Genomic DNA, 24,508 nt, shown 5'->3' with positions numbered 1-24,508 from the left:
ACACGGCACCATCCCCTCGACCCGGGACTGCCCATGCCCTCCATGATCGTCATCGCCGCGACCGCCGTCCCCGACCACCTGCGCGGAGCCTTGACCCGGTGGCTCCTCGAAGTCACCCCCGAGCTCTATGTCGGCTCCGTCTCCGCCAAGGTCCGTGACGAACTCTGGTCCTCCGTCGCCGCCTCCACCGCCGACGGCACGGCGGTTCTCGCCTGTCCCGCCGACAACGAGCAGGGCTTCACCCTGCGCACCGCCGGCGCCCACCGCCGCGATCCCGTCGACTTCGACGGGCTCACCCTCATCGCCTTCCAGCGGGGGCGCCAGGAGGTGGCGACACCTTTGTAGAGGGCCAGGCCGGGAAGTGTGGTCTCCGTGCGAGCGGAGGTGGCTGTAGGACGCGCCGTCCGCGAGGCTGCGCTGGTCATGGCAGGGGCTTCACGCCCGGCGGCGGGCGGTCAGCCGTCTCGGCGGAGGTCCAGCATGCAGAAGACCTTGTCGTAGCGCTGTTCGCCGATGGCGACGAAGGCGGGAAGGCGGCCGTATTCGGTGAAGCCCAGTGAACGGTAGAGGCGCAGGGCGTTGGCGTTGTCGCCGCGGGCGTCCAGGGTGAGGACTTCGATGCCCGCCTGGCGGGCGTCGGCGATCAGGGCCTTGGTCAGTGTGCGGCCGACGCCGCGGCCGTGGACGGCGGCGTCCACCGCGACCTTCTCCACATCGGCGTGCGGCTGATGGGTCGGCCGGGCGTAGCGCAGCCAGTACCCCAGCCCTACGAGCCGGCGGTCGATATACGCAGCACGTAGAGCCGCGTCCCCGGTCCGTACCGCGGAAACGACACGGTCGACGAGCTCCGCGATCTCGTCCCGCGACGGCGGTTCGACCCAGCCCAACGCAGCACCGCCGCGGACCAGATCCGCCAGCATCCTGTGGGCCGACTCCACGAACGGCCCCGCCCGATCCGGATCGGACGTCAGCTCGGCGGCCTCGAGGACCGTAAGGTCGACGGCCGCGCGGCTGCTCACGGACGGCTCCATGACCGGCAGCTTAGACTTCGTTTCTTATGGCGCGATCGTTCGTTGTTCCGTGCATGACGGATCTGGTTGAGCGGTTGGTGCCGGACGAGTTGTGGGTGTTGTTCCGGCGGGTGGTGCCACCGACTGAGGTGATACGTCCGCAGGGCGGCGGCCGACGCCGGGCTGGTGACCGCGAGGCTCTGGCTGCGATCATCTTCGTGGCGACGTCGGGCTGCACGTGGCGGCAGTTGCCGCCGGTGTTCGGGCCGGCCTGGCAGACGGTCTACCGGCGGTTCGCCCAGTGGAGCCGGGAGCGGGTCTGGGCGCGGTTGTATCGCGTGATCCTCGACGAGCTCGGGGCGCGGGGCGAGTTGGACTGGTCGCGGTGCGCTATCGACTCGGTCAGTCTGCGGGCGACAAAAGGGGGCCTTTGACGGGACCGAATCCGACCGACCGCGGCAAACTCGGATCGAAGATCCACCTGATCACCGACCGGAACGGGCTGCCCCTGTCCCTGGGGATTTCCGGCGCGAACATGCACGACAGCCAGGGCCTGGAGCCGCTCGTGCGAGGCATCACGCCCATCCGCTCCCGCTGCGGGCCCCGGCGACGGAAGCCGGCGAAACTGCACGCCGACAAGGGCTACGACTACGACCACCTGCGCCGATGGCTCCGCGAGCGCGGCATCCGCCCCCGCATCGCCCGCAAAGGCATCGAGTCCTCACAACGGCTGGGCCGACACCGCTGGGTCGTGGAGAGAACCGTCTCCTGGCTGGCCGGCTGCCGACGGCTCCACCGCCGCTACGAACGCAAGGCCGAGCACTTCCTCGCCTTCGTCGGCATAGCCGCAATCCTCATCGGCCACCGCCGACTCGCCCGCCTAGATGCGCAAGGGCATTCAGTGTGAGGTTCCAACGCTGCTGGTGCAGACACGCAAGGGCGCGATCTCAGGCTCCGTCATGACCTGCTCCAAGTGGCCGTCCGCCTCGTCCAGCTCCGGCCAGGCGACGACCCCTGGCATGTTGTCGGCCAGGAAACCCTCCACGATCGGACCAAGTTGGTCGGCAACCCTGTAGGTGCCGTCGAACGGCAACTCCTCCGGAGGAACGGAGCCGGTCGAGCACCGGAGCTGCCCGGCCTGCCCGTCGTGCCACACATAGAACGTCGCCACTCCGGAGAAGCCCAGCTCGCGAATGCGTTCCCGGATGCCGGCAGCAGTCTGTTCGAAGGCAGCGACCACCTCGGCAGCGGACAACGGCCGCCCGTCCTCGTCACCTGCACCCAGCGACCAGGTGTTCGTCTCCCACTCCACCCGCCGGTTACCCGGCTCCAATGCAAGCGGCTCTTCGGCCACCTCAGCGATCCATGTCAACAGCACTGAAAGCAGTATCCCCGCCTGGAAGGGGGTGGGGCCGACCATAAGAAACGATGTCTTAGCCAGCCCAGGACCACCCGAACGTCCCGGCACCGGCACCGACTTCCAGAACCCGCTGCCGGCCCGCGAGCCCGAGGCCACTGCTCTCGGACTCCCGGGCGACGAAAGCCGAGCAGGTGGTTGCCCTGGCCTACGGATCGGGCTTCACCGAGTCACCTCCGCTGCGCGGAGAGCAGGCGGTCGCGTTGGGCTTCAGGGAGTCCTTCAGCGGGTCACCTCCGCTCGCGCGGAGAGCAGTTCTTCTCCTTCGGGTCCGGCGGTGCGGTCGCCGGGTCACCTCCGCTCGCACGGAGAGCAGCGCGTGTACGCGGCCAGCAGATGCTCGACAGCCGGGTCACCTCCGCTCGCGCGGAGAGCAGGCAGATGCCCGCTGGTCAGCGGCGTTGCCGCTCGGGTCACCTCCACTCGCGCGGAGAGCAGTGCTCGTACAGGACGCGCAGCGGCGCCTTCTCCGGGTCACCTCCGCTCGCGCGGAGAGCAGGTGGACAACGGCGCCGGTGGCCGGGATGTGGCCGGGTCACCTCCGCTCGCGCGGAGAGCAGCCGTCCGGGCCCTCGACACGAGACTGCCAGCGCGGGTCACCTCCGCTCGCGCGGAGAGCAGGTCAGCGCACCCGAGGCGAACGCTCCGGTCAGCGGGTCATTTCCGCTCGCGCGGAGAGCAGCTCGCCCTCAAGGGCGACCGCGGCCCCTACGACGGGTCACCTCCGCTCGCGCGGAGAGCAATGGCGTCGAAAGCCACAACGGTTCCGCGGAGCCGGGTCACCTCCGCTCGCGCGGAGAGCAGCACTACGCGGCATGCTCCTCAGCTTCTACATCCGGGTCACCTCCGCTCGCGCGGAGAGCAGAACCGGTACTTCATCCACGGCCCCTGGGACGACGGGTCACCTCCGCTCGCGCGGAGAGCAGAAGAGCAAGAAGGAGCGGCTTCGCCGCGCGACCGGGTCACCTCCGCTCGCGCGGAGAGCAGTCGGCTCTGTCCGCGAGGGACTGCAGCACCAGCGGGTCACCTCCGCTCGCGCGGAGAGCAGCGCCTGCGCCTGCCCCACAACGGTCGCGTCACCGGGTCACCTCCGCTCGCGCGGAGAGCAGGCGCAGCACTTGGCGTGGATTCCCGATAGCGGCGGGTCACCTCCGCTCGCGCGGAGAGCAGTTGCAGGTGAGCGGCGCGGCGGTGGTGCGGAACGGGTCACCTCCGCTCGCGCGGAGAGCAGACCCCCAGCCCGGACGAGGTGACGACACTCCTCGGGTCACCTCCGCTCGCGCGGAGAGCAGACACCCCGTACCTCTGGCCAAAGGTTCGCCTCCGGGTCACCTCCGCTCGCGCGGAGAGCAGTGCTCGCCGGACAGCCCGTTGATGCTCAGCACCGGGTCACCTCCGCTCGCGCGGAGAGCAGTCCACCCCGGTCAGTTGCAGCGCCGCGGTGCCCGGGTCACCTCCGCTCGCGCGGAGAGCAGAAGAACCCCACGCCCCTTGAGGAAGCCCGCCACGGGTCACCTCCGCTCGCGCGGAGAGCAGAACAGGCCGCGGTGTGCCGAGCGCTGCCGCGCCGGGTCACCTCCGCTCGCGCGGAGAGCAGAGAGCGGGCCCGTACTCCTGGAGATCGAACGCCGGGTCACCTCCGCTCGCGCGGAGAGCAGACTTCCTGACCTGGGGCTCTAGAGGGGCTTTGCTCGTTCTTTGCCGGGTGGCGTGTGGTGGGTCGCACCGCAGGAGTGTCCGTGGTCATGCTCCCGGAGTCTACGGGCGGCTCCGTGGCCGTGGGCGGATTGGGTGTGGCAGGGGCTGCGCCGGGGGCGGGCGTGCGTTCTGGTTCGCGTTGCAGTGGTGACCTCTTCCGGTCGAGGCGGCCGAGGGGGCAGGGCAGGGCTGTATGCGCTCGGTCGCCTCGGGCGAGGGCTCCCGCAACGGCCGGACCCACGTCGTCGCGGCGGTCGACCGAATGCTCTGTTCGCCGCGAGCCTGAAGTGAGCCCGAGGTGAGCCCGGTGTGAGCGCGGACGCCCTTGGAAGGGGCGAGATCATGCGTTGCCGGGCGGACGGGGCAGGCTCATGACCTGCATGGACGGGACTGGTCGGGACTACGCGTCATCCTCCGGCTCGGGCTCCGCGCGACTCATAATCCGTCGGCCGTGGGTTCGAGTCCCACCCGCCCCACCCTGCGCCCGGTGAGGCGCACCCCGCCCGGCCTGCGAGGCCCCGGCCGCGCGGCTCGCGGTGAGAGCGATGCCCGGCGCGGCGCCCCCGGCCGGTGAGCCCGGGGCGGGCCCGGGGGTTCTGGACGATCTCCTTCGCCGGAGTGAGCCCGCGGCCAGGGACCACCACCGGACGCCGTCAGCTGCCCCAGGTGTCGTGGCGTACGCCGTCCGCCGGGGTCCACCACCAGTGCTGGACGGTTCCGTTCGGGTCGGTCGCCCACACGTGCTGGGCGTCGCCGATGAGCAGGGCGGTGGGGTCTCCGCTGATGCCGGTGCCCCAGGTGTCGTGGTGCAGGCCGTCGGTGGACTGCCAGAAGTAGTGCTCGACCGTGCCGCCGCTGCCGCGGACGAAGACGTGCTGCTGGGCGCCGTCCTGCAGGAACGTGGGCCGGCCGGTGACGCCGGTGCCCCAGGTGTCGTTGTTCCAGCCCGCCTCGGGGCTCCACCACCAGTGCCGCAGGCGGCCCGCGCTGTCGGTGAACCACAGGTGCTGCGCGTCGCCGATCTCGGCGATTGCGAGGTCGCCGGCCGCGTCGGCGGGGACGGTCTCGCTCTGGGAGCCCTGTGCCGCGTCCCACCACACGTGGCGGATCGCGCCCGTGGGCGTGCGGACGAAGACGTGCTGCACGTTCCCGACGAGCATCGCGCTGGGCCGGCCGGTGACGCCGGTGGCCCAGGTGTCGTGGTGGGAGCCGCCGGTCGGGTCCCACCAGGAGTGCTCCAGCATGCCGGCGCCGTCCACCCACCACGCGTGCTGCGCGTCGCCGATCGTCATGGCGGCCGGGTCGCCCGCGACGCCGCTGCCGGCCCACGTGTCGTGGGTGGTCGTGCCGGTGGCGGAGTCCCAGAAGTAGTGCTGCAGCGAGCCGTCCGCGCCGCGGACGAAGACGTGCTGCTGGGTGCCGTCGACGAAGCTGACCGGGGTGCCGGTGGCGCCGGTGGCCCAGGTGTTCGCCGCGTATCCGGTGGAGGCGTCCCACCAGACGTTGCGCAGCGCGCCGCCGGCGTCGACGTGGGTGACGTGCTGCTGGTTCGGCGAGAGGTAGACCGGTGAGCCCTCGGCGGTCCAGGTGGAGCCGGTGCTGCCGCTGGGCAGCGCCGACGCCTGGCCCGTGTAGGCGCGGCACTGGCCGCTCGCGTCGAGGTCGGTGGTGATCTGGAGGAACGACTTGCCGTCGGCCGAGCCGAGCAGCGGCGAGCTGTAGCCGGGGCAGGTGGGGGCCGGTCCGCCGCCCGGGTCCGGCAGCGGCACCGGCGAGGCGATGTCGAACCACGCGCCCTGGCCGCCGGCGGCGTTGCCCAGCACCGTCGCGCCGTCGCCGGCGGCGAAGCTGCCGTCCGCGTTGCGCAGGCGCATCGCGGTGAGCAGCACGGTGGTGCCCGCGACCGTGATGGTGGGGGTGCTCGCCGGGTAGCGGCCGTCCGCGGTGAGCACCCGGGTGCCAATGTCCGAGGGCGTGCCCCAGGCCCAGCCGTCCGGCGAGCTGCGCACGTACACCTCGCAGACGTGCGAGGTGCCGCACACCTCGTAGCTCATGAGGTACGAACCGCTCGGCAGCCGGCGGACGACGGCCATCCCGGGGCGGGCGGAGGCGTCGGTGAGCGCGACGGTGTCGCTGAAGTCGTTCCAGGTGACGCCGTCGGCCGAACGCGCCCGCTCCAGTTTCTGGCTGTGCGCCGGATCGGTCTCGTCGGAGTAGAACACCACGAGCCGGCCGTCGGACGCGACGGTCAGTTCCGGCTCCCACAGGCCCGCAGCGCTCGACGCCGTGGTCACGGTGGACAGGTACGACCAGCTCACGCCCAGGTCGTCGCTGCGCCACACCCGGATCGACATGCGCCTGCCGCTGCCGGCGTCGGCGCCGAAGGAGGCCGCCCACAGCAGTGTGCCGGCGGGCATGTCGCCCACGGCGCTGGGGAGTTCGTAGAGGGTCTGGCAGCACATGCCGGTGGAGTTGACCGGGTCGTTGACGGCGCCGACCTGGGTGAACGTCCGGCCGTTGTCGGTGCTGTGGAAGATCGCGCCGACCCAGTTGCTGTTCTGGTTGGTGACGACCGCGGCGACCACCATGCCGTTCGACGAGCCGCTGTGCTCCAGCCGGACCACCCGCGGGTAGTACGAGTACCCGGACCACATCTGCGTGCCGCCGCCCGGCACGGCGTGGGCGGCCGGAGCGACGGTCGTCAGGCCGAGGAAGGCGAGCAGTACGGACAGCACCGCCAGGACGCGCCTCATGGCATCACCTCGAAGGGAATCGTGCTGACGGCGGCCACGGCGCGACGGACCACGACGACCGTGCGACCCGAACTCTGCAACGTTGTAACCGTAAGGTCATGTACCTGTCAATGCGTCGACGCGTGGACGTCACCCATGTCCGGTATGGACCTCGTCCACAGCCTCCACACCCGGTCCGGCTCACCCACCGCCCGCGCATCCAGTGAGGCTTCCCCGCGATCGTGGACTCCCGGGGAACACGGCACTAGCCGCCCAGGCGGGTCGCGGTCCGCGCGAGCCCGTCGGCGTCCAGCGGATAGGGGCTGCCGTACATCATCGGGCCCGAGACGACGGCGGGGCCGGTGACCGGTGGCGAGCCGTACCCGGCGGCGAGCCGGCTCGCCGCCGGGTTGGGCAGCCCCGGCTGCGGACGGCCGGGACCGTCCTCGGCGTGCCACAGCGTCAGGTCCTCGCCCAGCTTGGTGGACCGTATGTGCTCGGAACCGAGCAGACGGGCCACCTCCTGGACGAGATCCATCCCGTAGGAGCCGGTGGCCACCTGCCGGACGCCACCGCCGCTCACCAGTACCAGTCCGCTGGTCGCGCTCTTTGCCGTGTCGGACTTGTCGCGCCTGAAGAGTCCCATGGCAGCAGGCTATTGGCGGGATCACGCCATCCGCTACCAGGAGGACATGTCGCCCGTCCGACGGACCGGGCACCCCCACCGGTGGCGCGCCCGGCGGCGCCGCGACGGAGTCGACCAGCCGCTCCTGGCCGGACCTCCTGGCGCGCCGCCAGCAGGCCGAAGCTACGCCTGTATGTGCGGGGAGCGGGCTTGGCGCCGGGTGGCGTGGAGGGAGCCGAGCAGGTGGAGGGAGTGGGCGCTGGGGCTGCCCGGTTCGGCGTGGTAGATGACGAGTTGCCGGCCGGGCGCCTCGCGTACGTCGAACGCCTGGTAGGTGAGCGTGAGCGGGCCGATGTCCGGGTGGAGGAAGTGTTTGGCGTCCTGCGTCTTGCCTCGCACGGTGTGGGACTGCCACAGGCGCGCGAAGTCCGGGCTGTGCTCGGTGAGGCTGTCGACGAGTTCGCGCAGCCGCGGGTTGTCCGGTTCGAAGCCGGTCGCCTCGCGGAGATGGGCGACGGTGGCTTGTGCCGCCCGGTTCCAGTCCGTGTAGAAGGTGCGGCCGGCGGGGTCCAGGAAGGTCATGCGGGCGAGGTTGTCCGCAGGGGTGAACGCCGAGTAGAGGGCCTGGGCCAGCGCGTTGACCGCGAGGAGGTCGAGGGTTCGGTTCATGACGAACGCCGGGGTGTCGGGGTAGCCGTCCAGCAGCTGTCGCAGGGCCGGGCTGACGCGCCCGGTGGAGTGCGGCCGTAGTCGCTCGCCGGGCGTGGCCCCGGCCAGCCGGTACAGGTGCGCCCTGGCGTCCTCGTCGAGGTGCAGCGCATGACCGAGAGCGTCGATCACCTGGGGGGAGGGGTGGCGTTCGCGGCCCTGTTCCAGGCGGGTGTAGTAGTCGGCGTTCACTCCGGCCAGGACGGCGACCTCCTCGCGGCGCAGCCCGGCGACTCTGCGGGTCCCGTGGCTCGGCATCCCGACGTCGGGCGGGCGCAGGGCGGCGCGGCGAGCGCGCAGGAACTCCCCCATGCGGTTGTCGTCCATGTCTTCAGGCTAGGCGGCGCGCCGCCGCGCTGCCTGGGTGTGTTGCACCCAGGCAGCACGCGTCCTGGTCGGTCGCCGCTGACCTGCGCAGACTCGATGGAGCGGGAGGGACCGCACCGTTCGAGGAGAGGGGGCCGCCATGGCCGCGATCGAGGACGGCCACGTGGACGTGGTCGGCATGTGGGTGACCGAGGACGGGCACATCCGGCAGGAGCTGCTGCCGGACGGCCGTTACGACGAGGCTCGCGGCGAGCGGGCCAGTGCCTACACCGGCCGTTACACGGTGACCGGCAGTCACCTGGACTACGTCGACGACACCGGGTTCACCGCCACAGGGGACATCCGCGACGGAGTCCTCTACCACGAGTACCTCGTGCTGTACCGCGAGTCGACGCAAGGAGAGGACCGCACTTCATGACCGGACGACGTCTTGACGGCAAGGTGGCCCTGATCACGGGCGCAACCGGGGGGATCGGCGCGGCGACCGCCGAACTCTTCGCCCAGGAGGGCGCCCGGCTGGTGATCACCGATGTGGCCCGGGAACCCCTCCAGAAGCTGGCGCGGCGCATCGAGGCGGGTGGTGCGGAGGTGGACGTCGAAAGGCGCGGTGCGCCTGCTGACCAAGACGGCCGCGGTCGAGTACGCCCGGCAGGGCGTACGGGTCAACTCGATACATCCCGGAGTGGTCGCCACGCCGATGATCCAGGATCTCCTGGAAGAGCAGGGCGACCGGCAACCGGACATCCGGCGCACCCCCATGCGCCGAGCCGGCCGCGCCGATGAGATCGCCCCCGCGATCCTCTTCCTCGCCGGCGACGACTCCTCCTTCGTCACCGGCTCGGAACTCGTCGTCGACGGCGGCCTCACCGCGCACTGAACATCCCGCCGGCCGGGCGTTCACGACGCTCCCGTGCGCACGCACGCCGTCGAGGTCGCCAAGCATCTCGGCGCCGAACGCGTGATCGCCGGAGCGGTCCCCATGGACGTCATGCAGCGGGAGTTCACCGAACTCGTCGCCGCGATCGCCGCGATCGCCGCGGGCGGCATGGCCGTGCGCCCCGCACCCGTTCCCGCTCGACCAGGTCGAGGCGGGCTGGGCCCACGAGGACGCACCCGGCGAGCGCACCGTCGTCCTCCTGTACCACACCCGCCGCCGGCACCGAGGCGGTCGGGGCTTCGGGCGGCTGCGCGCGGCGTACGAAGACGCCGGGGCAACGGGCCGGGTGCTATGCGCCGAAGTGGACGAACGGGGCCCAGACGGCGGCTCGCATGCCGTCCGCCGCGGCGCGGGTCACAGCGTGGCCGAGGGCCGCGGACGGCGTGGCGGTGCGCAGTTCCTCGTGCAGGTACGTCATGAGTGTCACGGTGTCGGACGAGTCGGGCACCGGCCACAGCGCGGCGATCACCGAACTGGCGCCCATGGCGAGCATGGCGCCGGGGAAGCCGAGTTGCTCGCTGGTCTGCGCGGTGCCGACGTCGGCGAGGTGGCACGCGGACAGCACGATCGTCGTGCCGCGGCGCAGATCGTGGTCGAGCAGCGCCGACAGCGGCAGCGGCCGGCCGAGAAGCAGGGCGGACCGCAGCGGATCGTCACCGTCGAGGTGTCCGTGGCCGGCCAGGTGGATCAGGTTCGCGGCCGAAATGCGGCGCACCAGATCGTCGGCTCCCGCGGCCTCGTCCGCCGCCGGCGGTCGGTCGATCGTCCGCAGCCGGTCGAACGCCCCCGCGCCGCCGCCGGGTGCGACCGCCGCTTCGCGCAGGATGTGCGGTGCCACCCCGTGCACGGCGGCCACCGCCCGGGCCTCGGCCACCGTGCAGGGGATCGGTACGGCGCCTGCGCCGTCGGCGTACCAAGGGTCGGCCGCGACGAGCGGGTCCTGGCGCGGCGACCGTGGCCACGCGCCGGCGACCATCAGAGACCGGCCCGAGGGCACGACCGTCAGGTCCGTCCCTCCGCACACCGGCGCCCCGTCGACCGGCGCGGTGAAGAGCGGCAGCGACGCGCTCGCACCGAGGGGGACCAGCGCGACCCGCCCGTCGCGCAGGTCCGGCCACGCGTCGAACACCGGTTCCCACACTGCCTCGGACACCGCTTTCAGCGCCGCGTCGATCGCCTCCCCCCGGACCGTCGTGCGGCGTTCATCCGATCTCAGCACCTCGCGGACCCGCCGCGCCTGTTCCCTCACCGCCGCCCGTCCCAGCCGGGGCAGTTGCACGCTCTCGCACAGGTCGCGGCCGGTCTCCGGTCCCTCCAGGCGGAACGCCGCGCCCTGTCCCAGGCCCGGCGCGACGAACACCACGGAGCGGCCGGTCGTGCTCGCCGCCAGCACGGCGGGCACGGCGGTGGTGCCGGCGAACAGGGAGCGACCGGCCCCGCCGGCGACGGCCGCGTCCAGGTCGTGCAGCAGCAGGTCGTCCATGTGCGCCCGCAGGGCGGCGGCGGAGTCCGGGGCCTCGGGCAGCGGTTCGCGGGCGGCGGCCAACTGCTCGCGCTGGGAGGCCACGATGGCGCGCAGCCGCCGCAGGACGTCGTCCTCGCCGAGGATCGCCGACAGTTCGCGCTGGTACATACGGTCGGTGAAGCGCCTCGTGGTCAGCGACTCGGCGATGAGGCAGCCGGCCAGCGGGACCCGCGCTCGGTGGGCGACCTCCACCGCCAGGTCGGTCATGTCCTGCACGGCCGGCCACAGTTGCTCGGGGAAGGGCGTGTCGTCGCGGGCGGACTGCACCTCGATGCTTGCCACCGCCACCCCGAACTGCAGTGCCGAGGCGACGGCGACGAGCCACTGTCCCGTCTCGGCGTGCAGGACGAAGGAGGTGTGCGCGGTGTCGAGGAGCAGACGGGCGAACCGCTCGTCCCCGCCCATGAGTTCATCGGCGCACAGCAGCATCTGCCGCCAGGACTCGTCCACGATGTCCTTGGTGGGACCCGACTGCCGGAACCGTTCGCGCAGCCGCCCGGCCTGCCGTTGGGCCTCCGGCAGGTTGTCCCTGCCGCGCGAGAACAGTCCCATCAGGCGTCGGCCGCCGTCGAGGTGTCGAGCGCGGAGACCACGGCCGCGGTGAGCGCCGCGACGTCGAGGGCCGGGGCGCCGTCGGGCCCCACCGGGCAGGTGATCTCGACGCGTTTTCCGGCGCCCGCGGGACCGGCGGTGATCACGAAGCTGAGGGTCCGCGGAGCGTCGGGGGTGCGAGCGCGCAGCCCGAACCACGCCGCGACGCGGTTGACGAAATCGCCGATCTGCTGCCGGGCCAGATACACCCCGACGAGCTCGGTCGTCAGACCCATCCCTTGTTCCCCCGCGGACAGGACGGCCTCGGCGACCGAAGCCACCTCGTGCATCCCCCGCGAGGGCGTCTCCACCTCGTCGTACCCGTGCGCTTCGAGCAACGCCCACAGATCCGCCGGCACATGGACGTACATGTGGCTGCTCATGCGCGCACGCTAACAGCGCGGTGTGGAACGTTCGTCCGTTATCGGTTTTTCCCTGGCCCCGTTGCCCGCGCGGGAAGAACCGGCCTGTCGCGGGCAACGGGGCGTCAGCGTACGGCGGTTCAGCCGAAGTGGTAGATGCTGACGGTCACGGAGCCGCCTTCGGCGCTGAGGGTGTAGTCGCCGGGGCCGGTGTAGGGCAGGCAGCCGTCGGCGAGGACGTCGTCCTCGTTGATGCCCGTGTCGTCCTCGCCGACGGACGCGCACACCTCGGACACGGGGTGGGGGACGAAGCGGTGGGTGGCGCCGGACTCCGGATAGCGCGGGAGCGTCGGGGTGTTGATGTCCAGGTCCGGGTGCTTCCACAGCTCGGTCTGCTGCCCCCACGGCGCCCGGACGAAGACCTCACCGTAGGGCTCCGGCAGATCGTTGTCGTCGCTCTCGCGCGGGTTGGAGAAGGTGATCGAGTACACGATGGGCCCGTCGCTCGCCTGCGCGTGGGCCGAGCTGGTGGTGACACCGCCGAACAGCATCGCGGCGGCCGAGGCCAGGACCATCAGTTTGCCCACAGATTTGGGACGCATCCCCTGTCCTTTCGCTTCTGTAGTCATGTGACTACGGCATGTAGCGTAAGGAGTCGTCGAGTTCCGATATCGCCTTAAGGCGGTAAACAGCCCCATAGGGTGAGAGTCGGGACGAGAGGTACACGGCTATGCGAGCCGACTTCCCGGCGTCAGGAGCCGTGACCGGCCGCGAAAGGCTCACCGCCCTTGCGTGCCACCGCCGTTGGGGCGATCGACGCCCATGGTCCGGCTCCGCCGCGGGGGTTCACGCGGACGTGATGAGCCGCGGCCAGGACCGTGAGGGCGGTGACCGCCGCGGGGAGGAGGATGCCGAGCAGGGCGTCGGCCCATGCGCGGGCCGCGCGCTGGGCGGTCGAGGGGGTGCGGAGGCCGAGGCCGGCGGCCGCGTGGCGGGAGATCTTCACGCCTGACGGCGGGTTCGGGACTCCCGGGCCGTGGGCCGTCGCCCGGCCCATCGGGCCCACCGGCCCCCCCGGGCCCGTCAGCGCCTCTCCGTCCACGAGGAGGGCGACGCCCCGGCCGTCCTTGATCCAGACCTGGTCCAGCCAGCCGGCCCTGCCGAGGACGCGGACGCGACGTATCCGCGTCAGCCGGCTCAGGTCGACCGTGCGGTCGCCCGTGACGGTCCGAGCGGTGAGGAGTTGCCGCCCGGAGCCGTGCCGTACCGAACCGAAATCCATGTAGAGGAGCGGACAGCCGAGCGCCAGGGCCAACCCGGCGAACAGGGCGGGCACCCAGGCGCCGGATCGCATGACCCCGAACCGCTCCAGGAGCGAGGGGACGACGACGGCGGCCGCCACGCCCCCGCCGAGAACCGCGGCCCCCGCGCGCAGGCGACGACGGGCGGCCTCGACGGGAACGGTCGCCCGTGACGCCCTCGCGGCAGAGGCGCCGGCTTTGGCGGCGCGGGCCGCGGAACGGGCGTTCCCGCCCTGCTTCTTCGTCACCGGCGGAGCGTACCCGCGATTCCCGGTCCCGCCGTCAGCCGGCGGGGAAGTAGTGGCCGTTGTCCAGATCGGCGAGCAGGCCGGGCTGGGCGGGCTCCCAGCCGAGGGCGCGGCGGGTGACGAGGTTGGACGCCGGGTAGCTCTGCGTGGCGATGTGCGTGAGGAACCCGAAGTACCCCGGCGTCATCAGGGCGTCGTCGGGAACGCTCACGGCGGGCAGGTTCAGGCGGACTGCGAGGGCCTCGGCGATCTCGCGGAACGGTACGGCCCCGTCCGCGACCGCGTGCCAGTATCTGCCGGCCGGGCCCTTCTCCAGCGCCAGGCGGAACACCGTGGCCGCATCGCGGATGTGCACGGCGTTCCACAGGTTCGCGCCGTCCGCGGGGTAGCCGACGAACCCCTTCTCCTGCGCGAGCGCGATCAGCGTGGGGAGGAAGCCGGCACGATCGGTGGCGCTGTGGGCGATGTTGGCGATCCGGACGACCGACGACCGCACCCCCTGCCCGGCGAGGTCGATCACGGCCCTCTCCACGACGTTGCGGATCCGCAGGGTGCCACGGTGCTCCTCGCCGGCGGGCAGGGCCGGGTCGTCCTCGGTGGCTGGCCGCCCCCGGTGCTGCCCGGGTGAGCCGATGCTCCCCGCGGCGACCAGCGGCTTACCGGTTCCCGCCAGCGCCTCGCCGTACGCGCGCACGATCGGGAGCTCCGCGGCGGCCACGGCGGCCATCCCGCCGGACGGCAGCAGATCCTGTCGGTGGGCCACGTGGACGACGCCGTCGGCGTCCGCGGCCGCCTTCTTGAGGCCGTCGAGGTCCCGGAGGTCGCCGCGGCGCACCTTCGCGCCGAGCGCGGACAGGGCCGCCGCCGCGGCCTCCGACCGGGCGAGGCCGGTGACCTCGTGCCCGGCGGCGAGGAGGGCGGAGATGATGTACGGCCCCAAATGGCCGGTCCCGCCGGCGACGAATACGCGCATCTAACTGTCCTTGTGGCATCGGGTACGGGTTTGTGCGTGCCGTGCGGAAACGAGAAACCGGCTTCATCCGGCACGACAGGGGATGAGAGGGGATGAGAGGGGTGGTGGGGCGGGCGTTCAGCGGAGAAGGGTGATGCCGAGCGAGAAATCGGTGTGCTTGACGGAGTGGTTCATGAGGCCCAGCTCCATCAGGCCGACGTTCTCCAGCGCCCGCGCCATGGACAGGGCCCCGGTGTCCCAGGGACGCAGCCCCAGGCTTTCGACGAACGCCGACACGTGTGCCTTCGCCTGCGCGTCGTCGCCCGCGATGAAGACGTCCAGCGGGCGGCCCTCGGCCGGGCCGGCGGCCAGGACGTGGGAGAACAGGGTGTTGAACGCCTTGACCACGTGTGCGTCGCCGGGGGCCGCCTCGGCGATCTCCTGCGCGCCGGAACTGCCGTCCGGGACGACGAAGCTCTGCAGATCGGCGGCTAGCGGGTTGGTGATGTCGACGATGATCTTGCCGCGCAGCGCGTCCCCGTACTCCCGCACCACCGGCGCGGCGCCGACGTACGGCACGGCGAGGACCACGAGGTCCCCCGCGGGGACGGCGCCGGCCGTCCCGACCGTGGCGCCGTCGAGCGCGGCGGCCGATTCCTCGGCCTTGGCGGAATCGCGGCCGATGATCTCGACCGTGTTGCCGCCCGCGAGTGCCCGGGCGGCCAGGGCGCGGGCCATGTTTCCCAGGCCGATGATGCTGATGCTGCTCATGGATCTCCTGCTTTCTGGAGCTGGACGGGGCGCCGCGGCCCATTCCCGTCGTCGTCAGGGCCCCGCCGCGGAATTCTCGTGCCGAATTCACTCGGACGTCGAATCCACTCGGGCGTCGAATGCACTCGGACCGCGGGGTGCCTGTTCAGGCTGCCATCGGCCGGATGCGGGCGTCCAAGACCCCTTTCAGCCGCGGTGATACCCTCAAGGCATTACCGCGTGGAGGCGCCGTGGATCTGGATCTGCGCAAAGTGCGCTACTTCGTCGCCGTGGCCGACCGGTTGCACTTCGGCCGCGCCGCCGACGAGCTGCACATCGCGCAGCCGGTGCTCAGCCGGCAGATCCGAGCGCTCGAACAGGACCTCGGCGTCTCGCTGTTCACCAGGGACCGCCACGGCGTGCAGCTGACGGAGGCGGGCCGGCAGTTGCTGGCCGACGCCGGTCCGCTGCTTGCCTCGACCCACGCGGTCCGCCGCCGGGTGGCCGCGGCGGCCGGCGGCAAGCGGCGGCTGATGGTGGGTTTCCGGGCCGGCGTCGCGGTCATCCCTGCGGCCCGTGCGTTCGAGGACCGGCACCCGGACGTGGTTGTGGACGTGCAGCGGATCGAAGGCGGCGACCAGGCCGCGATGCTGCTCGACGGCCGTATCGACGTCGGCTACGTGCGGCTGCCCATCGACAAGGCCGGCCTGCGCGTCATCCCGCTGTACGCCGAGCCGCGGGTGGCGGTGCTGCCCGCCGGGCACCGGCTGGCCGGCAAACAGCAGGTCACCGAGGCCGACCTGGCCGGCGAGCCCCTGGTGTGGCAGGGCGACCCGAGCACGCAGCCCACCAGCCGTCCGTTCCCCGACGCCGGGTACCCGGTGCGCGGGGCGGACGAGACGCTCGAACACGTCGCCGCCGGGCGGGGCATCTCCTTCCTGGCCCGTTCGGCGTCGGTCTTCTTCTCGCGTCCTGACATCGTCTACGTGCCCATCCCGGATGTGGCGGCCGACCAGGTGTGCCTCGCGGTGGCGGCATCCCACACCTCGCCGCTGGTGAACGACTTCGTCCTCGCGGCTCAGTCGACGGCCGGCGCCACGGCGGAGTGCGGGAACTACGAGATGTGGCAGCTTCAGGACGGCGTGGCGGACCACGCGGGGCGGTAGCGGGCGGTTCCGGCGTCGGCCCAGGGATCGGCCAGGGCTTCCTGGGCAGGCGCTGAGCAGGCGTGCCGCAGGCGCCGGGCGGGGGAGAGCGGAGCACGCGCGGATCAGGCGTGGGCATGACGCGGCGGATCGAGAGAGGATCTGACGAGAGAGCGTGTGATCGAGGAGGCGGCGCCAGTGCCGGAGCAGGGACGCGGAGCAGACTCCGTGCGGGCCGGGCACGCGCTGTCGGCGACGGCGGCGGGCGCGCTGGAGTTCATCGGCAGCGGCGCCTACGTGGTGGACAAGGCGGGCCGGATACTGGCGGTCAACGGCGCGGCGCTGCGCCGGCTGGGCAGGAGCGCGGAGGACCTGCTCGGGCAGGACGCGCACGAACTGCTGCACCGCGGGGAGCACGGCCAGCCGCTGGCCGCGGCGCAGTGCGGGATGCGCCAGGCGTTCCACGCCGGGCGGACGGCCCAGGGCGACCGGGAGTTCTTCGCGCACGGCGACGGCTCCGTCTTCCGCGTCGCCTGGCTGATCACCCCGTACGAGCTCGGCGGCCGGGAGGCCGGCACGCTCGTGATCTTCGACTCCGCCGACCCCTCGGCGCCGCCGCCACGGACCGCCGGCCGCCCCGCCGTGCCGCTGACGGAGGTGGAGCGGCTGGCCCTGCTGGCCGAGACCACCACGCGGCTGACCTCCACCCTGGACGCCGACGAGGCGGTGCGGCGGCTCACCGATCTGCTCCTGCCGCGGCTGGCGGACTGGGTGGTCGTCGACCTGATCGTGGAGCGGGACGAAGTGTGGCGCAAGGCGGTGGTGCAAGCCGACGGTACGGCGCTGAAGCACCGCACCGACCTGGAAGGGCCGATGCCGCCGGTCCCGGAGGAGTCGCCGATGCCCTTGTCGCGGGCGCTGCGCGGGGTCGCGTCCACGCTGGCCGGGCCCGAGACCTACCAGCGCGCACCCGACTCCGGGATCGCGGTGGAACAGCGCAGGCTGTTCAAGGCCACCGGCATCCATTCCGCGGCCATCGTGCCGCTGCGCGGCGCGCGCGACGTGCTGGGCGCGCTGACGCTCGGGCGGTCCACGACGCCGGGCGACTACACCGACCCCGACATCCCGCTGTTCGAGGACATCGGCCGCCGCGCCGCGCTGGCGCTGGACAACGCCCGCCTCTACCAGCGCCAGCGCGCGGTGGCCGAGACGATGCAGAAGCACCTGCTGCCGCAGATGCCCCAGGTGCTCGGGCTGGAGATGACCGTCCGCTATCTGCCCGCACCCGACGCCTCGCAGGTCGGCGGGGACTGGTACGACGCCTTCACGCTGCCGGACGGCGCGATAGCCCTGGCGATCGGGGACGTCGTCGGGCACGACCTGGAGGCCGCCGCGGGCATGGCCCAGATGCGGAACATCCTGCGCGCCTACGCCTGGTCCCAGCAGCGCCCCGCCGGCCGGGTCGTGGCGCGCCTGGACGAGGCGATCCAGCCCCTCACCGACGTCACGATGGCCACGCTGATCTTCGCCCGGCTGGCCCAGAGCGCCGACGGCACGTGGGAACTCACCTGGACGAACGCCGGCCACCCCCCGCCGCTGCTGGTCACCCGAGACGGCCTGGCGGACTACCTGACCGACGGACACGGCCTCCTGCTGGGCACCGGCCTGCGGCAGCACACGACCCGCCCCGACGCCGTCGCGCAGCTCCCGCCGGGTTCCACCCTGGTCCTGTACACCGACGGTCTCGTCGAGGCCCCGGGCTCCTCCCTCGACGACGGCATGGAGCGCCTGCGCCAGCACGCCGCGGCCCTCGCGCACCGCCCGCTCACCTCGTTCACCGATCAACTGCTGCAGCGCGCCCGCCCGACCGGCCACGACGACGTCGCCCTCCTCGCCGTCCGCACGCCCCGCTCAGCCGGCGGCGACGCCGCGGCCGTCCCGGTCCGCCGGTCCGAGCGCCGTACGAGTGCGCGCCGTCCGGGCGCCGTACGGGTGCGCGCCGTCCGGAGCCGGCCGGCAGACGGCAACAGCCGGCAGACAGCAACAACGGAGAAGTCCGCTTCGGCGCCCTGGACGACCCTCGTAGGTGAAGGCGTCGAGGCACTGCCGAGTCTGCCGGGCGTCCGGAGATCGTCCGGCTCTGCTTGTCCCCTCCACGGTGCCGCACGGCCGCCCGGTCCTGCGACCCGCGGTCCCGCGACGCGCAGCCGTGCGGTCACGCGTGCCGTCACACGGACCGGGGTGGTCCGATCCTCGCCACCGACGGAACACCATCGCGAAGGAAACCAGCCATGACCGCCGAAACCGCCCCGTCAGCCACGCCCGTCCGCCCCGAGGACGCCGCGGCCGTCACCGAGATCGTCCAGCGCATCACCACGTCGTGGAACGCCAACGACGCGGACGTGCTGTCCACCGTCTACGCGGAGGACGCGAGCGTCATCCTCCCGGGCGCCAATCTCAAGACCCGTGCCGCGATCCGGGACTGGATGGCCGAGTCGTTCGCCGGCAAGTGGAAGGGCACCCACGTGCTCGGTTCGCCCCTGGAACTGCGCTACATCTCCGACGACATCATGCTGCTGGTCTCGGAGGGCGGCGCCTACCTGCCCGGATCGGTGGAGGTGCCGGTCGAGCACGCCATCCGCGGCATGTGGTTCTTCGTCAAGCGCAACGGCGAGTGGCTGGTCCACGCCTACGCCAACACCCCGGTGCGGCACACCATCCCGCTGCCCGAGAGCCACCGCTGACCAGGCGTCCGTAGGACGGCGCCCGGGTGCCCGGCCCGAGGTCATGGGTCGGGCGCCCGGGTCGCGCCGGGGCCGTGGGAGCCGCAAAGGCCGGAACGTCAGCGGGGCGCTTCGGTCTCGGTCGCCGGCTCCTCCTGGCCGGCCGCCCAGGACGCCAGCAGGGCCAGGCCGTCGGCGGTCGCCGTGCCGGCGGGCGCGGTGTACACGTTCAGGAGCAGGCCGGGCTCGGCGGACATCTCCATCGACTCGACGTCCAGGTCAAGCCGGCCCACCACCGGATGGTGCAAGCGCTTGCGTCCGGACCGGTGGAGCCGTACGTCCTGGGACGCCCACCGCCGCCGGAACACGTCGCTGCGCGTCGACAGCTCGCCGATCAGGGCGATCAGCTCCTCGTCGTACGGGTCGCGGCCGGCTTCCATGCGCAGCTTCGCGGCCACGTCGCGGGTGACGCGGTCGTGGTCGACGAAGAACGTCTCCGCCGCGGGGTCCAGGTAGACGAACCGCGCGGTGTTCGCCGGCCGCCGCCGGTCGGCCAGCAGCGGTGCGTACAGCGCGCGGGCGAGCCGGTTCATGGCCAGCACGTCGTAACGGGCGTTGCAGATCCAGGCCGGTGCGTCGGCGATGGCGTCGAGCACCTGCCGGAGCGCCGGACGCACCGTCACGGCGGGGCGCCGGCGGCGTGCGCCGCCGGGCTCCCTGGACCGGCGCGCGAGGCGGAACAGATGGTCGCGCTCGGCCTCGTCCAGCCGCAGGGCGCGGGCCAACGCGTCGAGCACCCCGTCGGAGGCTCCGGCGAGGCTGCCGCGCTCCATCCGCACGTAGTAGTCGACCGAGACCCCGGCCAGCAGCGCCACCTCCTCGCGGCGCAGGCCCGTGACCCGGCGGTTGCCGCCGTAGACGGGGAGCCCGGCCTGCTCGGGTGTGATCCGCGCGCGGCGCGAGCGCAGAAACTCCCTGATCTCGGTGCGCGGGTCGGTCGTGGCCATCCCCTCACCGTAGGCGCTGCCCGCGGGCGGTGGGAGGCACTGCCGGTACCCCCGGGGCCGCGCCGCAGCCTCACGCCACGGCGAACGTCACCCCGGTCAGCTCCTCGGAAACGGTCCACAGGCGCTGCTGGACGGCCCGGTCGTGGGAGGCGGGGCTGGAGGCGACCACCTTGGGGTAGCCGCGCACCTCGCCCCGGTTGCCGGGGCCGTAGTACTGGCCGCCGGTGACGGCCGGGTCGGTGGCCGCGCGCAGCGTGGGCAGGGCGCCCATCTCCGCCTTCTGGGCGATCAGCGGCGCGAGCCAGGTCACGGGCAGGCGGAGCGCGGCGGGGGTGTTGCGGGCGAGTTCGGTGTCCGACAGGCCGGGGTGCGCGGCCACCGCGATCGTGGTGCCGTGCGGCGCGAGCCGGCGCTGCAGCTCGTAGGTGAACATCAGGTTGGCGAGCTTGGCCTGGCCGTACGCGCCGACGCGGCTGTACGAGCGCTCCCACTGCAGGTCGTCGAAGTGGATGGCGGCCCGGATGCGGTGACCGGTGCTGCTGACCGTCACGACGCGGGAGCCGGGGACCGGCAGGAGCCGGTCCAGCAGCAGGCCGGTCAGCGCGAAGTGGCCGAGGTGGTTGGTGCCGAACTGCAGCTCGAAGCCGTCGGCGGTGGTCCGCCGCGGGGTGTACATCACGCCCGCGTTGTTGATCAGCAGGTCGATGCGCGGGTGGGCCGCGCGCAGGTCGGCCGCGGCGGAGCGGACCGAGTCCAAGCAGGCCAGGTCGAGGGCCTGGACGGTGACGCCGCCCGCGACCCCGGCCTCGCCTCGGACGGCGGCGGCCCGGTGCCGGGCGGCGACGCCCCGGGCCGCCGCCTCCTCCGTGATCCGGGTGGCGGCCCGCTCGCCCTTCTCGACGTCGCGGACCGCGAGGACCACCGTCGCGCCGTGCAGCGCGAGCATCCGGGCGGTCTGGAAGCCCAGCCCGGTGTTGGCGCCGGTCACGATCGCCACCCGGCCGCGCTGGTCGGGGATGTGCTGCTCGGTCCAGTTGTCGCCGCTCATGGCGCACTCCTTGAAGAACCACCGGTCTGTTGTGCCGCCAAATTAAAAGACCGCCGGTCTCCTGTCAAGAGACCAGCGGTCTTTAAGCTAGACTGCACCCGTGACGTTTCAGCGGGCGCGCAGCGAGGAGCAGCGGGAGATCCGCCGCCGGGCGATCCTGGACACGGCGGCGGCGATGCTCGACGAGATGCCCGTGGCCGAGGTGAGCCTCAACGAGCTCAGCCGCCGGGTGGGCCTGGCCAAGTCGAACGTCCTGCGGTACTTCGAGTCGCGCGAGGCGGTGCTGCTCGAACTGCTGGACGTCTTCCTGGAGAGCTGGCTCGCCGAGCTGGCGGACGAACTGGCCGCGGGCATCGACGCGGACGCCGCCCCGCGGGCGCGGGCGGAGCGCCTGGCCGAGATCCTCAGCCGGTCGCTGGCCGGCCGGGCCGTGCTGTGCGACCTCTTCGGCGCGCAGGGCGGCGTCCTGGAGCACAACGTCTCGGTCGAGGTGGTCAAGCGCCACAAGCGCTCGTCCCTCGCGCGGCTCGCGGCCATGACCGACCTGCTCCGCCGCCACCTGCCCGAACTCGGCGACGGCGCGCAGATGTTCTGCCTGATGACCCTGATCTCGGCCGGCGCGCTGTCGGCCTACGTCCCGCCCCCGCCCAGCCTGCTGGCCGCCTACGAGGACGAGCCCGCCCTCGGCGTCCTCCACCTGGACCTGCGCGACGCCCTCCGCGTCTCCCTCACCGCGTCCCTGCTGGGCGTGCTGCCCCGCGACTGAGGTCTCCGCCGCGGCCGAAAACGCCCCGCGGCCGTGGCGGCTAGGAAGCCGGCGGGCGGCTAGGAGGCCGGGGCGGGGCGGCTAGGAGGCCGGTGCGAGGAAGGCGTCGAAGGGATGGGGGAGCCGGCGCCAGGCGTCGGGGCCCGCGGCGTACTCGGCGTCCGTGAGCAGGCAGGCGTCGAGGAGCGCGACCAGGGCGTCGCGGTCCAGCCCGGGGGAGGTGAAGGCCAGGTGCTGGCCGCGGTCGCCGTGCCGCGGGTGCCAGTCCAGCGCGGCGGCGACCCGGCGCTCGGCCGGCACCAGCTCCCACGCGGCGTCCGGCAGCGAGGCCAGCCAGGGGCCGGCCGGCTCGACGCACAGCGCGCCGCCCGCCGCGTCCCAGCCGATCAGCTCGTCGGGGCGGTCGGCGAGCCAGAACCGCCCCCGGCTGCGGGCGGCGGCGCAGGCCAGCTCCTCCAGCGCGGCGTGCAGCCGCGCCGGGTGGAACGGGCGGCGGCCCCGCCACACCAGCGTGCTGACGCCGTGCTCATCGGCCTCCTGCGGAAGCAGCGCGCAGCCGGGGTGCTGCCGGGCGGCCGCCGCGGCCGGGTCGAAGCCGGCCAGCAGAGCCGGCCGAGCGCCCCCGCGCCGACCCGCACCCGCCGGGCGGCCGGCGTGAGCTGGGCGAGCAGGGCCAGGTCGGTGGCGTCGGCCGGCTGCTCGCCCTCGGCGAGGGCGAGCAGCGCCGGGTACTCGATCTGCCGGGCGAAGGTGTCGGCGACGGTGCGCCGGTCGGCCCGCGCCGCGGCGAGCCCGACCTCGGCCAGGTCGTCGCCGTCGCCGAGGAGGGGCAGCACCAGCGCGGGGTCGACCGCGGTCGCGACGCCGCTCAGCGCCACCGGATCGCCCGCGGCCGCGATGACGTCCGCCATGGCCTGGGGCTCGACGGAGTCCCACAGCTCCACCACCGCGAAGCGGTGCCGCCCCTCGTCCGCCAGCCGCAGCAGCGCCGGGACCAGGTCCTCGCGCAGGGCGCAGCAGGCGCAGTCGTCGGCCAGGGGAGCGCCGCCGGAGTCGATCACCCCCGTGGCGTCGCGGACCGTGCGGCGCACCCGCCCGGCGGGCGCCGCCGACAGGTCGTGGTGCAGGACGACGGCGCCGGGCACGGTCCGCAGGATCTCCTCGACCGCCGCGGTCCGGGCGTCGACGCACAGGCCGGCGAGGACCGCCACCGGCAGCGGACCGTTCGCCGGCCAGGCGTCGGCCGGTCCGCCGCCCGCCGGCCAGGGGCTCACCGGTCCCCCCGCTCGTAGCGGCGGCGGAAGCGCTCGACCCGGCCGGCGGTGTCCAGGACGCGCTGGGTGCCGGTGTAGAAGGGGTGGCTCGCCGAGGAGATCTCGACGTCCACGACGGGGTAGGTGCGGCCGTCCTCCCACTCGACGGTCTGCTCGCTCGTGACCGTCGAGCGGGTGAGGAAGGCGAAGCCGGCGGCGCGGTCGCGGAAGACGACCGGCTCGTACGGCGGGTGGATGCCGGGTTTCATCGCTGCTCAGCGCTCCTCTCGGAAGTCGGCGTGGCGTCCGGCGACCGGGTCGTACTTGCGCAGGACCAGGCGGTCGGGGTCGTTGCGGCGGTTCTTGCGGGTCACGTAGGTGTAGCCGGTCCCCGCGGTGGACCGCAGCTTGATGATCGGGCGGAGTTCGTTGCGTGCCATGCTCCCATCATACGCTACTGGTTTTCATTTTCATAAAGCGCTACGGTGAGCGCGCTCACTCCATCCGACCGTCCGGAGGACCTCCCATGTCCGCCCACTGCCAGCTCACCGGGCGCAAGCCCGGCTTCGGCAACGCGATCTCGCACTCCCACCGGCGCACCCCGCGCCGCTTCGACCCGAACATCCAGCGCAAGCGCTACTGGCTGCCGGGCGAGGGTCGCTACGTGCGGCTCACGCTGAGCGCCAAGGGCATCAAGACGGTGGACGCCATCGGGATCGAGGCCGCCGTCGCGCGCATCCGCGCCAGGGGCGGCGTCGTCTGATGGCCAAGAAGAGCAAGATCGCCAAGAACGAGCAGCGCCGCGCCGTGGTCGCCCGGTACGCCGCGCGCCGCGCCGAGCTGAAGCGGATCATCGCCGCGCCGGCCTCGACCCCCGAGGAGCGCGAGGCGGCCCGGCGGGAGCTGGGCCGGCAGCCGCGCGACGCCAGCGCCACCCGGGTACGCAACCGCGACGCCGTCGACGGCCGACCGCGCGGCCACCTGCGGGCCTTCGGGGTCTCGCGGGTCCGGCTGCGCGCGATGGCGCACGCGGGCGAACTGCCCGGCGTCCGCAAGAGCAGTTGGTAGCCGGGCCGTCCGCCGCCCCGCCGCCCGCTGTCGCCCGCCCCCGTCGTCGCCCACCGACGAACGTCCGCCCGCGTGCCGGCCCCGCCCGCCGTACCCGAGGAGAGACCCGTGGCCGTACCCAAACGCAGGATGTCCCGCGCCAACACCCGCCACCGCCGGGCGCGCTGGAAGGCCGCGCCCCCGCGGCTCGTGCCCGTCACCGTGGCCGGTGCGTCCTACCTGGTCCCGCAGCGTCTGCGGAAGGCGTACGAACGGGGGCTGATCGATCCCGCCGGCTGACGGGCGCGGGTGCGGGCGCGGGCGCGGGTGCGCGCG

24 protein-coding genes, 3 pseudogenes and 1 CRISPR repeat array are annotated in these 24,508 nt (G+C 73.0%); of the genes and pseudogenes, 11 read left to right on the top strand and 16 right to left on the bottom strand.

The window, feature by feature from the left end; all coding sequences use genetic code 11:
- Positions 1–33: 33 nt before the first annotated feature.
- Positions 34–345: a type I-E CRISPR-associated endoribonuclease Cas2e gene (cas2e, locus tag VSR01_RS11330; RefSeq protein ID WP_326449137.1), complete on the top strand. Its 312-nt coding sequence runs from the start codon at positions 34–36 to the stop codon at positions 343–345.
- Between the two features lie 110 nt (positions 346–455).
- Here the strand turns inward: cas2e and VSR01_RS11325 are convergent, their stop codons facing one another.
- Positions 456–1,019, bottom strand: coding sequence for a GNAT family N-acetyltransferase (locus VSR01_RS11325; RefSeq protein WP_326449136.1), 564 nt, complete (start codon positions 1,017–1,019; stop codon positions 456–458).
- 65 nt (positions 1,020–1,084) lie between these two features.
- On the opposite strand from VSR01_RS11325, the gene VSR01_RS11320 reads away from it, so the two are divergent.
- Positions 1,085–1,917, top strand: a protein-coding gene (locus tag VSR01_RS11320; RefSeq protein ID WP_442785436.1) for an IS5 family transposase whose coding sequence is annotated in 2 segments (ribosomal slippage) — positions 1,085–1,439 and positions 1,439–1,917 — 834 coding nt in all. Because the reading frame shifts where the segments join, the coding sequence is not laid out codon by codon here.
- Here the strand turns inward: VSR01_RS11320 and VSR01_RS11315 are convergent.
- The 4 genes from VSR01_RS11315 to VSR01_RS11300 form a co-directional block, all read right to left on the bottom strand.
- On the bottom strand, positions 1,909–2,430 hold the full coding sequence (locus VSR01_RS11315) for a hypothetical protein (RefSeq protein WP_326449134.1): 522 nt from the start codon (positions 2,428–2,430) through the stop codon (positions 1,909–1,911). The genes VSR01_RS11320 and VSR01_RS11315 overlap by 9 nt on opposite strands.
- Positions 2,431–2,653: 223 nt before the next feature.
- A CRISPR array of direct repeats spans positions 2,654–4,085; the repeat unit is 29 nt; unit sequence CGGGTCACCTCCGCTCGCGCGGAGAGCAG.
- A gap of 693 nt (positions 4,086–4,778) precedes the next feature.
- Positions 4,779–6,878 (bottom strand): exo-alpha-sialidase, encoded by a 2,100-nt coding sequence (locus tag VSR01_RS11310; RefSeq protein WP_326449133.1) that lies wholly within the window; start codon positions 6,876–6,878, stop codon positions 4,779–4,781.
- Between the two features lie 244 nt (positions 6,879–7,122).
- Positions 7,123–7,503 carry a hypothetical protein gene (locus tag VSR01_RS11305; protein WP_326449132.1) on the bottom strand — a complete coding sequence of 127 codons (381 nt, stop codon included), beginning with the start codon at positions 7,501–7,503 and terminating at the stop codon, positions 7,123–7,125.
- A gap of 162 nt (positions 7,504–7,665) precedes the next feature.
- Positions 7,666–8,517, bottom strand: a complete 852-nt coding sequence (locus VSR01_RS11300; RefSeq protein WP_326449131.1) for a helix-turn-helix transcriptional regulator — start codon at positions 8,515–8,517, stop codon at positions 7,666–7,668.
- A gap of 139 nt (positions 8,518–8,656) precedes the next feature.
- Between VSR01_RS11300 and VSR01_RS11295 the strand changes: the two genes are divergently transcribed.
- Positions 8,657–8,935: an Atu4866 domain-containing protein gene (locus tag VSR01_RS11295; protein WP_326449130.1), complete on the top strand. Its 279-nt coding sequence runs from the start codon at positions 8,657–8,659 to the stop codon at positions 8,933–8,935.
- Positions 8,932–9,394, top strand: a pseudogene (locus VSR01_RS11290) (SDR family NAD(P)-dependent oxidoreductase). Before VSR01_RS11295 ends, VSR01_RS11290 begins: the two are co-directional and overlap by 4 nt.
- Positions 9,395–9,743: 349 nt before the next feature.
- Here the strand turns inward: VSR01_RS11290 and VSR01_RS11285 are convergent.
- The 6 genes from VSR01_RS11285 to VSR01_RS11260 all read right to left on the bottom strand — a co-directional run bounded on the left by VSR01_RS11285 (position 9,744) and on the right by VSR01_RS11260 (position 15,204).
- Positions 9,744–11,531 (bottom strand): CHAT domain-containing protein, encoded by a 1,788-nt coding sequence (locus VSR01_RS11285; protein WP_326449129.1) that lies wholly within the window; start codon positions 11,529–11,531, stop codon positions 9,744–9,746.
- Positions 11,531–11,953, bottom strand: a complete 423-nt coding sequence (locus tag VSR01_RS11280; protein ID WP_326449128.1) for a hypothetical protein — start codon at positions 11,951–11,953, stop codon at positions 11,531–11,533. The genes VSR01_RS11285 and VSR01_RS11280 overlap by 1 nt, the downstream gene beginning before the upstream one ends.
- 119 nt (positions 11,954–12,072) lie before the next feature.
- Positions 12,073–12,534 carry a hypothetical protein gene (locus VSR01_RS11275; RefSeq protein ID WP_326449127.1) on the bottom strand — a complete coding sequence of 154 codons (462 nt, stop codon included), beginning with the start codon at positions 12,532–12,534 and terminating at the stop codon, positions 12,073–12,075.
- Between the two features lie 149 nt (positions 12,535–12,683).
- The gene (locus VSR01_RS11270) at positions 12,684–13,481 is read right to left on the bottom strand and encodes a hypothetical protein (protein ID WP_326449126.1); all 798 of its coding nucleotides are present in this window, start codon (positions 13,479–13,481) and stop codon (positions 12,684–12,686) included.
- A gap of 34 nt (positions 13,482–13,515) precedes the next feature.
- Positions 13,516–14,454 carry an SDR family oxidoreductase gene (locus VSR01_RS11265; RefSeq protein ID WP_326449125.1) on the bottom strand — a complete coding sequence of 313 codons (939 nt, stop codon included), beginning with the start codon at positions 14,452–14,454 and terminating at the stop codon, positions 13,516–13,518.
- Between the two features lie 117 nt (positions 14,455–14,571).
- Positions 14,572–15,204, bottom strand: a complete 633-nt coding sequence (locus VSR01_RS11260; protein WP_326449124.1) for an NADPH-dependent F420 reductase — start codon at positions 15,202–15,204, stop codon at positions 14,572–14,574.
- A gap of 230 nt (positions 15,205–15,434) precedes the next feature.
- On the opposite strand from VSR01_RS11260, the gene VSR01_RS11255 reads away from it, so the two are divergent.
- The 3 genes and pseudogenes from VSR01_RS11255 (at position 15,435) to VSR01_RS11245 (ending at position 19,072) form a co-directional block, all read left to right on the top strand.
- Positions 15,435–16,349, top strand: a complete 915-nt coding sequence (locus VSR01_RS11255; protein WP_326449123.1) for a LysR family transcriptional regulator — start codon at positions 15,435–15,437, stop codon at positions 16,347–16,349.
- A gap of 207 nt (positions 16,350–16,556) precedes the next feature.
- Positions 16,557–18,239: pseudogene (locus VSR01_RS11250) on the top strand (SpoIIE family protein phosphatase); the annotation flags it as partial.
- Positions 18,240–18,619: 380 nt separating this feature from the next.
- Positions 18,620–19,072, top strand: coding sequence for an SgcJ/EcaC family oxidoreductase (locus VSR01_RS11245; protein ID WP_326449122.1), 453 nt, complete (start codon positions 18,620–18,622; stop codon positions 19,070–19,072).
- A gap of 98 nt (positions 19,073–19,170) precedes the next feature.
- Here the strand turns inward: VSR01_RS11245 and VSR01_RS11240 are convergent, their stop codons facing one another.
- Both VSR01_RS11240 and VSR01_RS11235 read right to left on the bottom strand, forming a co-directional pair.
- Positions 19,171–20,058, bottom strand: a complete 888-nt coding sequence (locus VSR01_RS11240) for a helix-turn-helix transcriptional regulator (protein ID WP_326449121.1) — start codon at positions 20,056–20,058, stop codon at positions 19,171–19,173.
- Between the two features lie 70 nt (positions 20,059–20,128).
- Positions 20,129–21,106, bottom strand: coding sequence for an SDR family NAD(P)-dependent oxidoreductase (locus tag VSR01_RS11235; protein WP_326449120.1), 978 nt, complete (start codon positions 21,104–21,106; stop codon positions 20,129–20,131).
- A gap of 100 nt (positions 21,107–21,206) precedes the next feature.
- Here VSR01_RS11235 and VSR01_RS11230 point away from each other — a divergent pair, with 100 nt between their 5' ends.
- Positions 21,207–21,872 carry a TetR/AcrR family transcriptional regulator gene (locus VSR01_RS11230; protein WP_326449119.1) on the top strand — a complete coding sequence of 222 codons (666 nt, stop codon included), beginning with the start codon at positions 21,207–21,209 and terminating at the stop codon, positions 21,870–21,872.
- Positions 21,873–21,953: 81 nt separating this feature from the next.
- Here the strand turns inward: VSR01_RS11230 and VSR01_RS11225 are convergent.
- The 3 genes and pseudogenes from VSR01_RS11225 to rpmG form a co-directional block, all read right to left on the bottom strand.
- A pseudogene (locus VSR01_RS11225) lies at positions 21,954–23,089 on the bottom strand (GTP-binding protein).
- 53 nt (positions 23,090–23,142) lie between these two features.
- Positions 23,143–23,394, bottom strand: coding sequence for a type B 50S ribosomal protein L31 (locus VSR01_RS11220; RefSeq protein WP_326449118.1), 252 nt, complete (start codon positions 23,392–23,394; stop codon positions 23,143–23,145).
- A 6-nt stretch (positions 23,395–23,400) separates the two neighbouring features.
- Complete coding sequence (gene rpmG, locus VSR01_RS11215) at positions 23,401–23,565, bottom strand: 50S ribosomal protein L33 (protein WP_326449117.1); 165 nt, start codon at positions 23,563–23,565, stop codon at positions 23,401–23,403.
- Between the two features lie 86 nt (positions 23,566–23,651).
- Here rpmG and rpmB point away from each other — a divergent pair, with 86 nt between their 5' ends.
- From rpmB to rpmF, 3 genes are all read left to right on the top strand, one after another.
- Positions 23,652–23,888, top strand: coding sequence for a 50S ribosomal protein L28 (rpmB, locus tag VSR01_RS11210; protein ID WP_326449116.1), 237 nt, complete (start codon positions 23,652–23,654; stop codon positions 23,886–23,888).
- A complete protein-coding gene (rpsN, locus tag VSR01_RS11205) occupies positions 23,888–24,193 on the top strand; it encodes a 30S ribosomal protein S14 (protein ID WP_326449115.1) in 306 nt (101 codons plus the stop codon). The genes rpmB and rpsN overlap by 1 nt, the downstream gene beginning before the upstream one ends.
- A gap of 108 nt (positions 24,194–24,301) precedes the next feature.
- The gene (rpmF, locus tag VSR01_RS11200) at positions 24,302–24,472 is read left to right on the top strand and encodes a 50S ribosomal protein L32 (RefSeq protein WP_326449114.1); all 171 of its coding nucleotides are present in this window, start codon (positions 24,302–24,304) and stop codon (positions 24,470–24,472) included.
- Positions 24,473–24,508 lie beyond the last annotated feature (36 nt).

Origin of the sequence: Actinacidiphila sp. DG2A-62, from assembly GCF_035825295.1 — a bacterium.
In the GTDB taxonomy this organism is placed as follows: Bacteria; Actinomycetota; Actinomycetes; order Streptomycetales; family Streptomycetaceae; genus Actinacidiphila.
The sequence above is the reverse complement of the archived record's forward strand: the minus strand, read 5'-3'. Positions and strand labels throughout refer to the sequence as shown.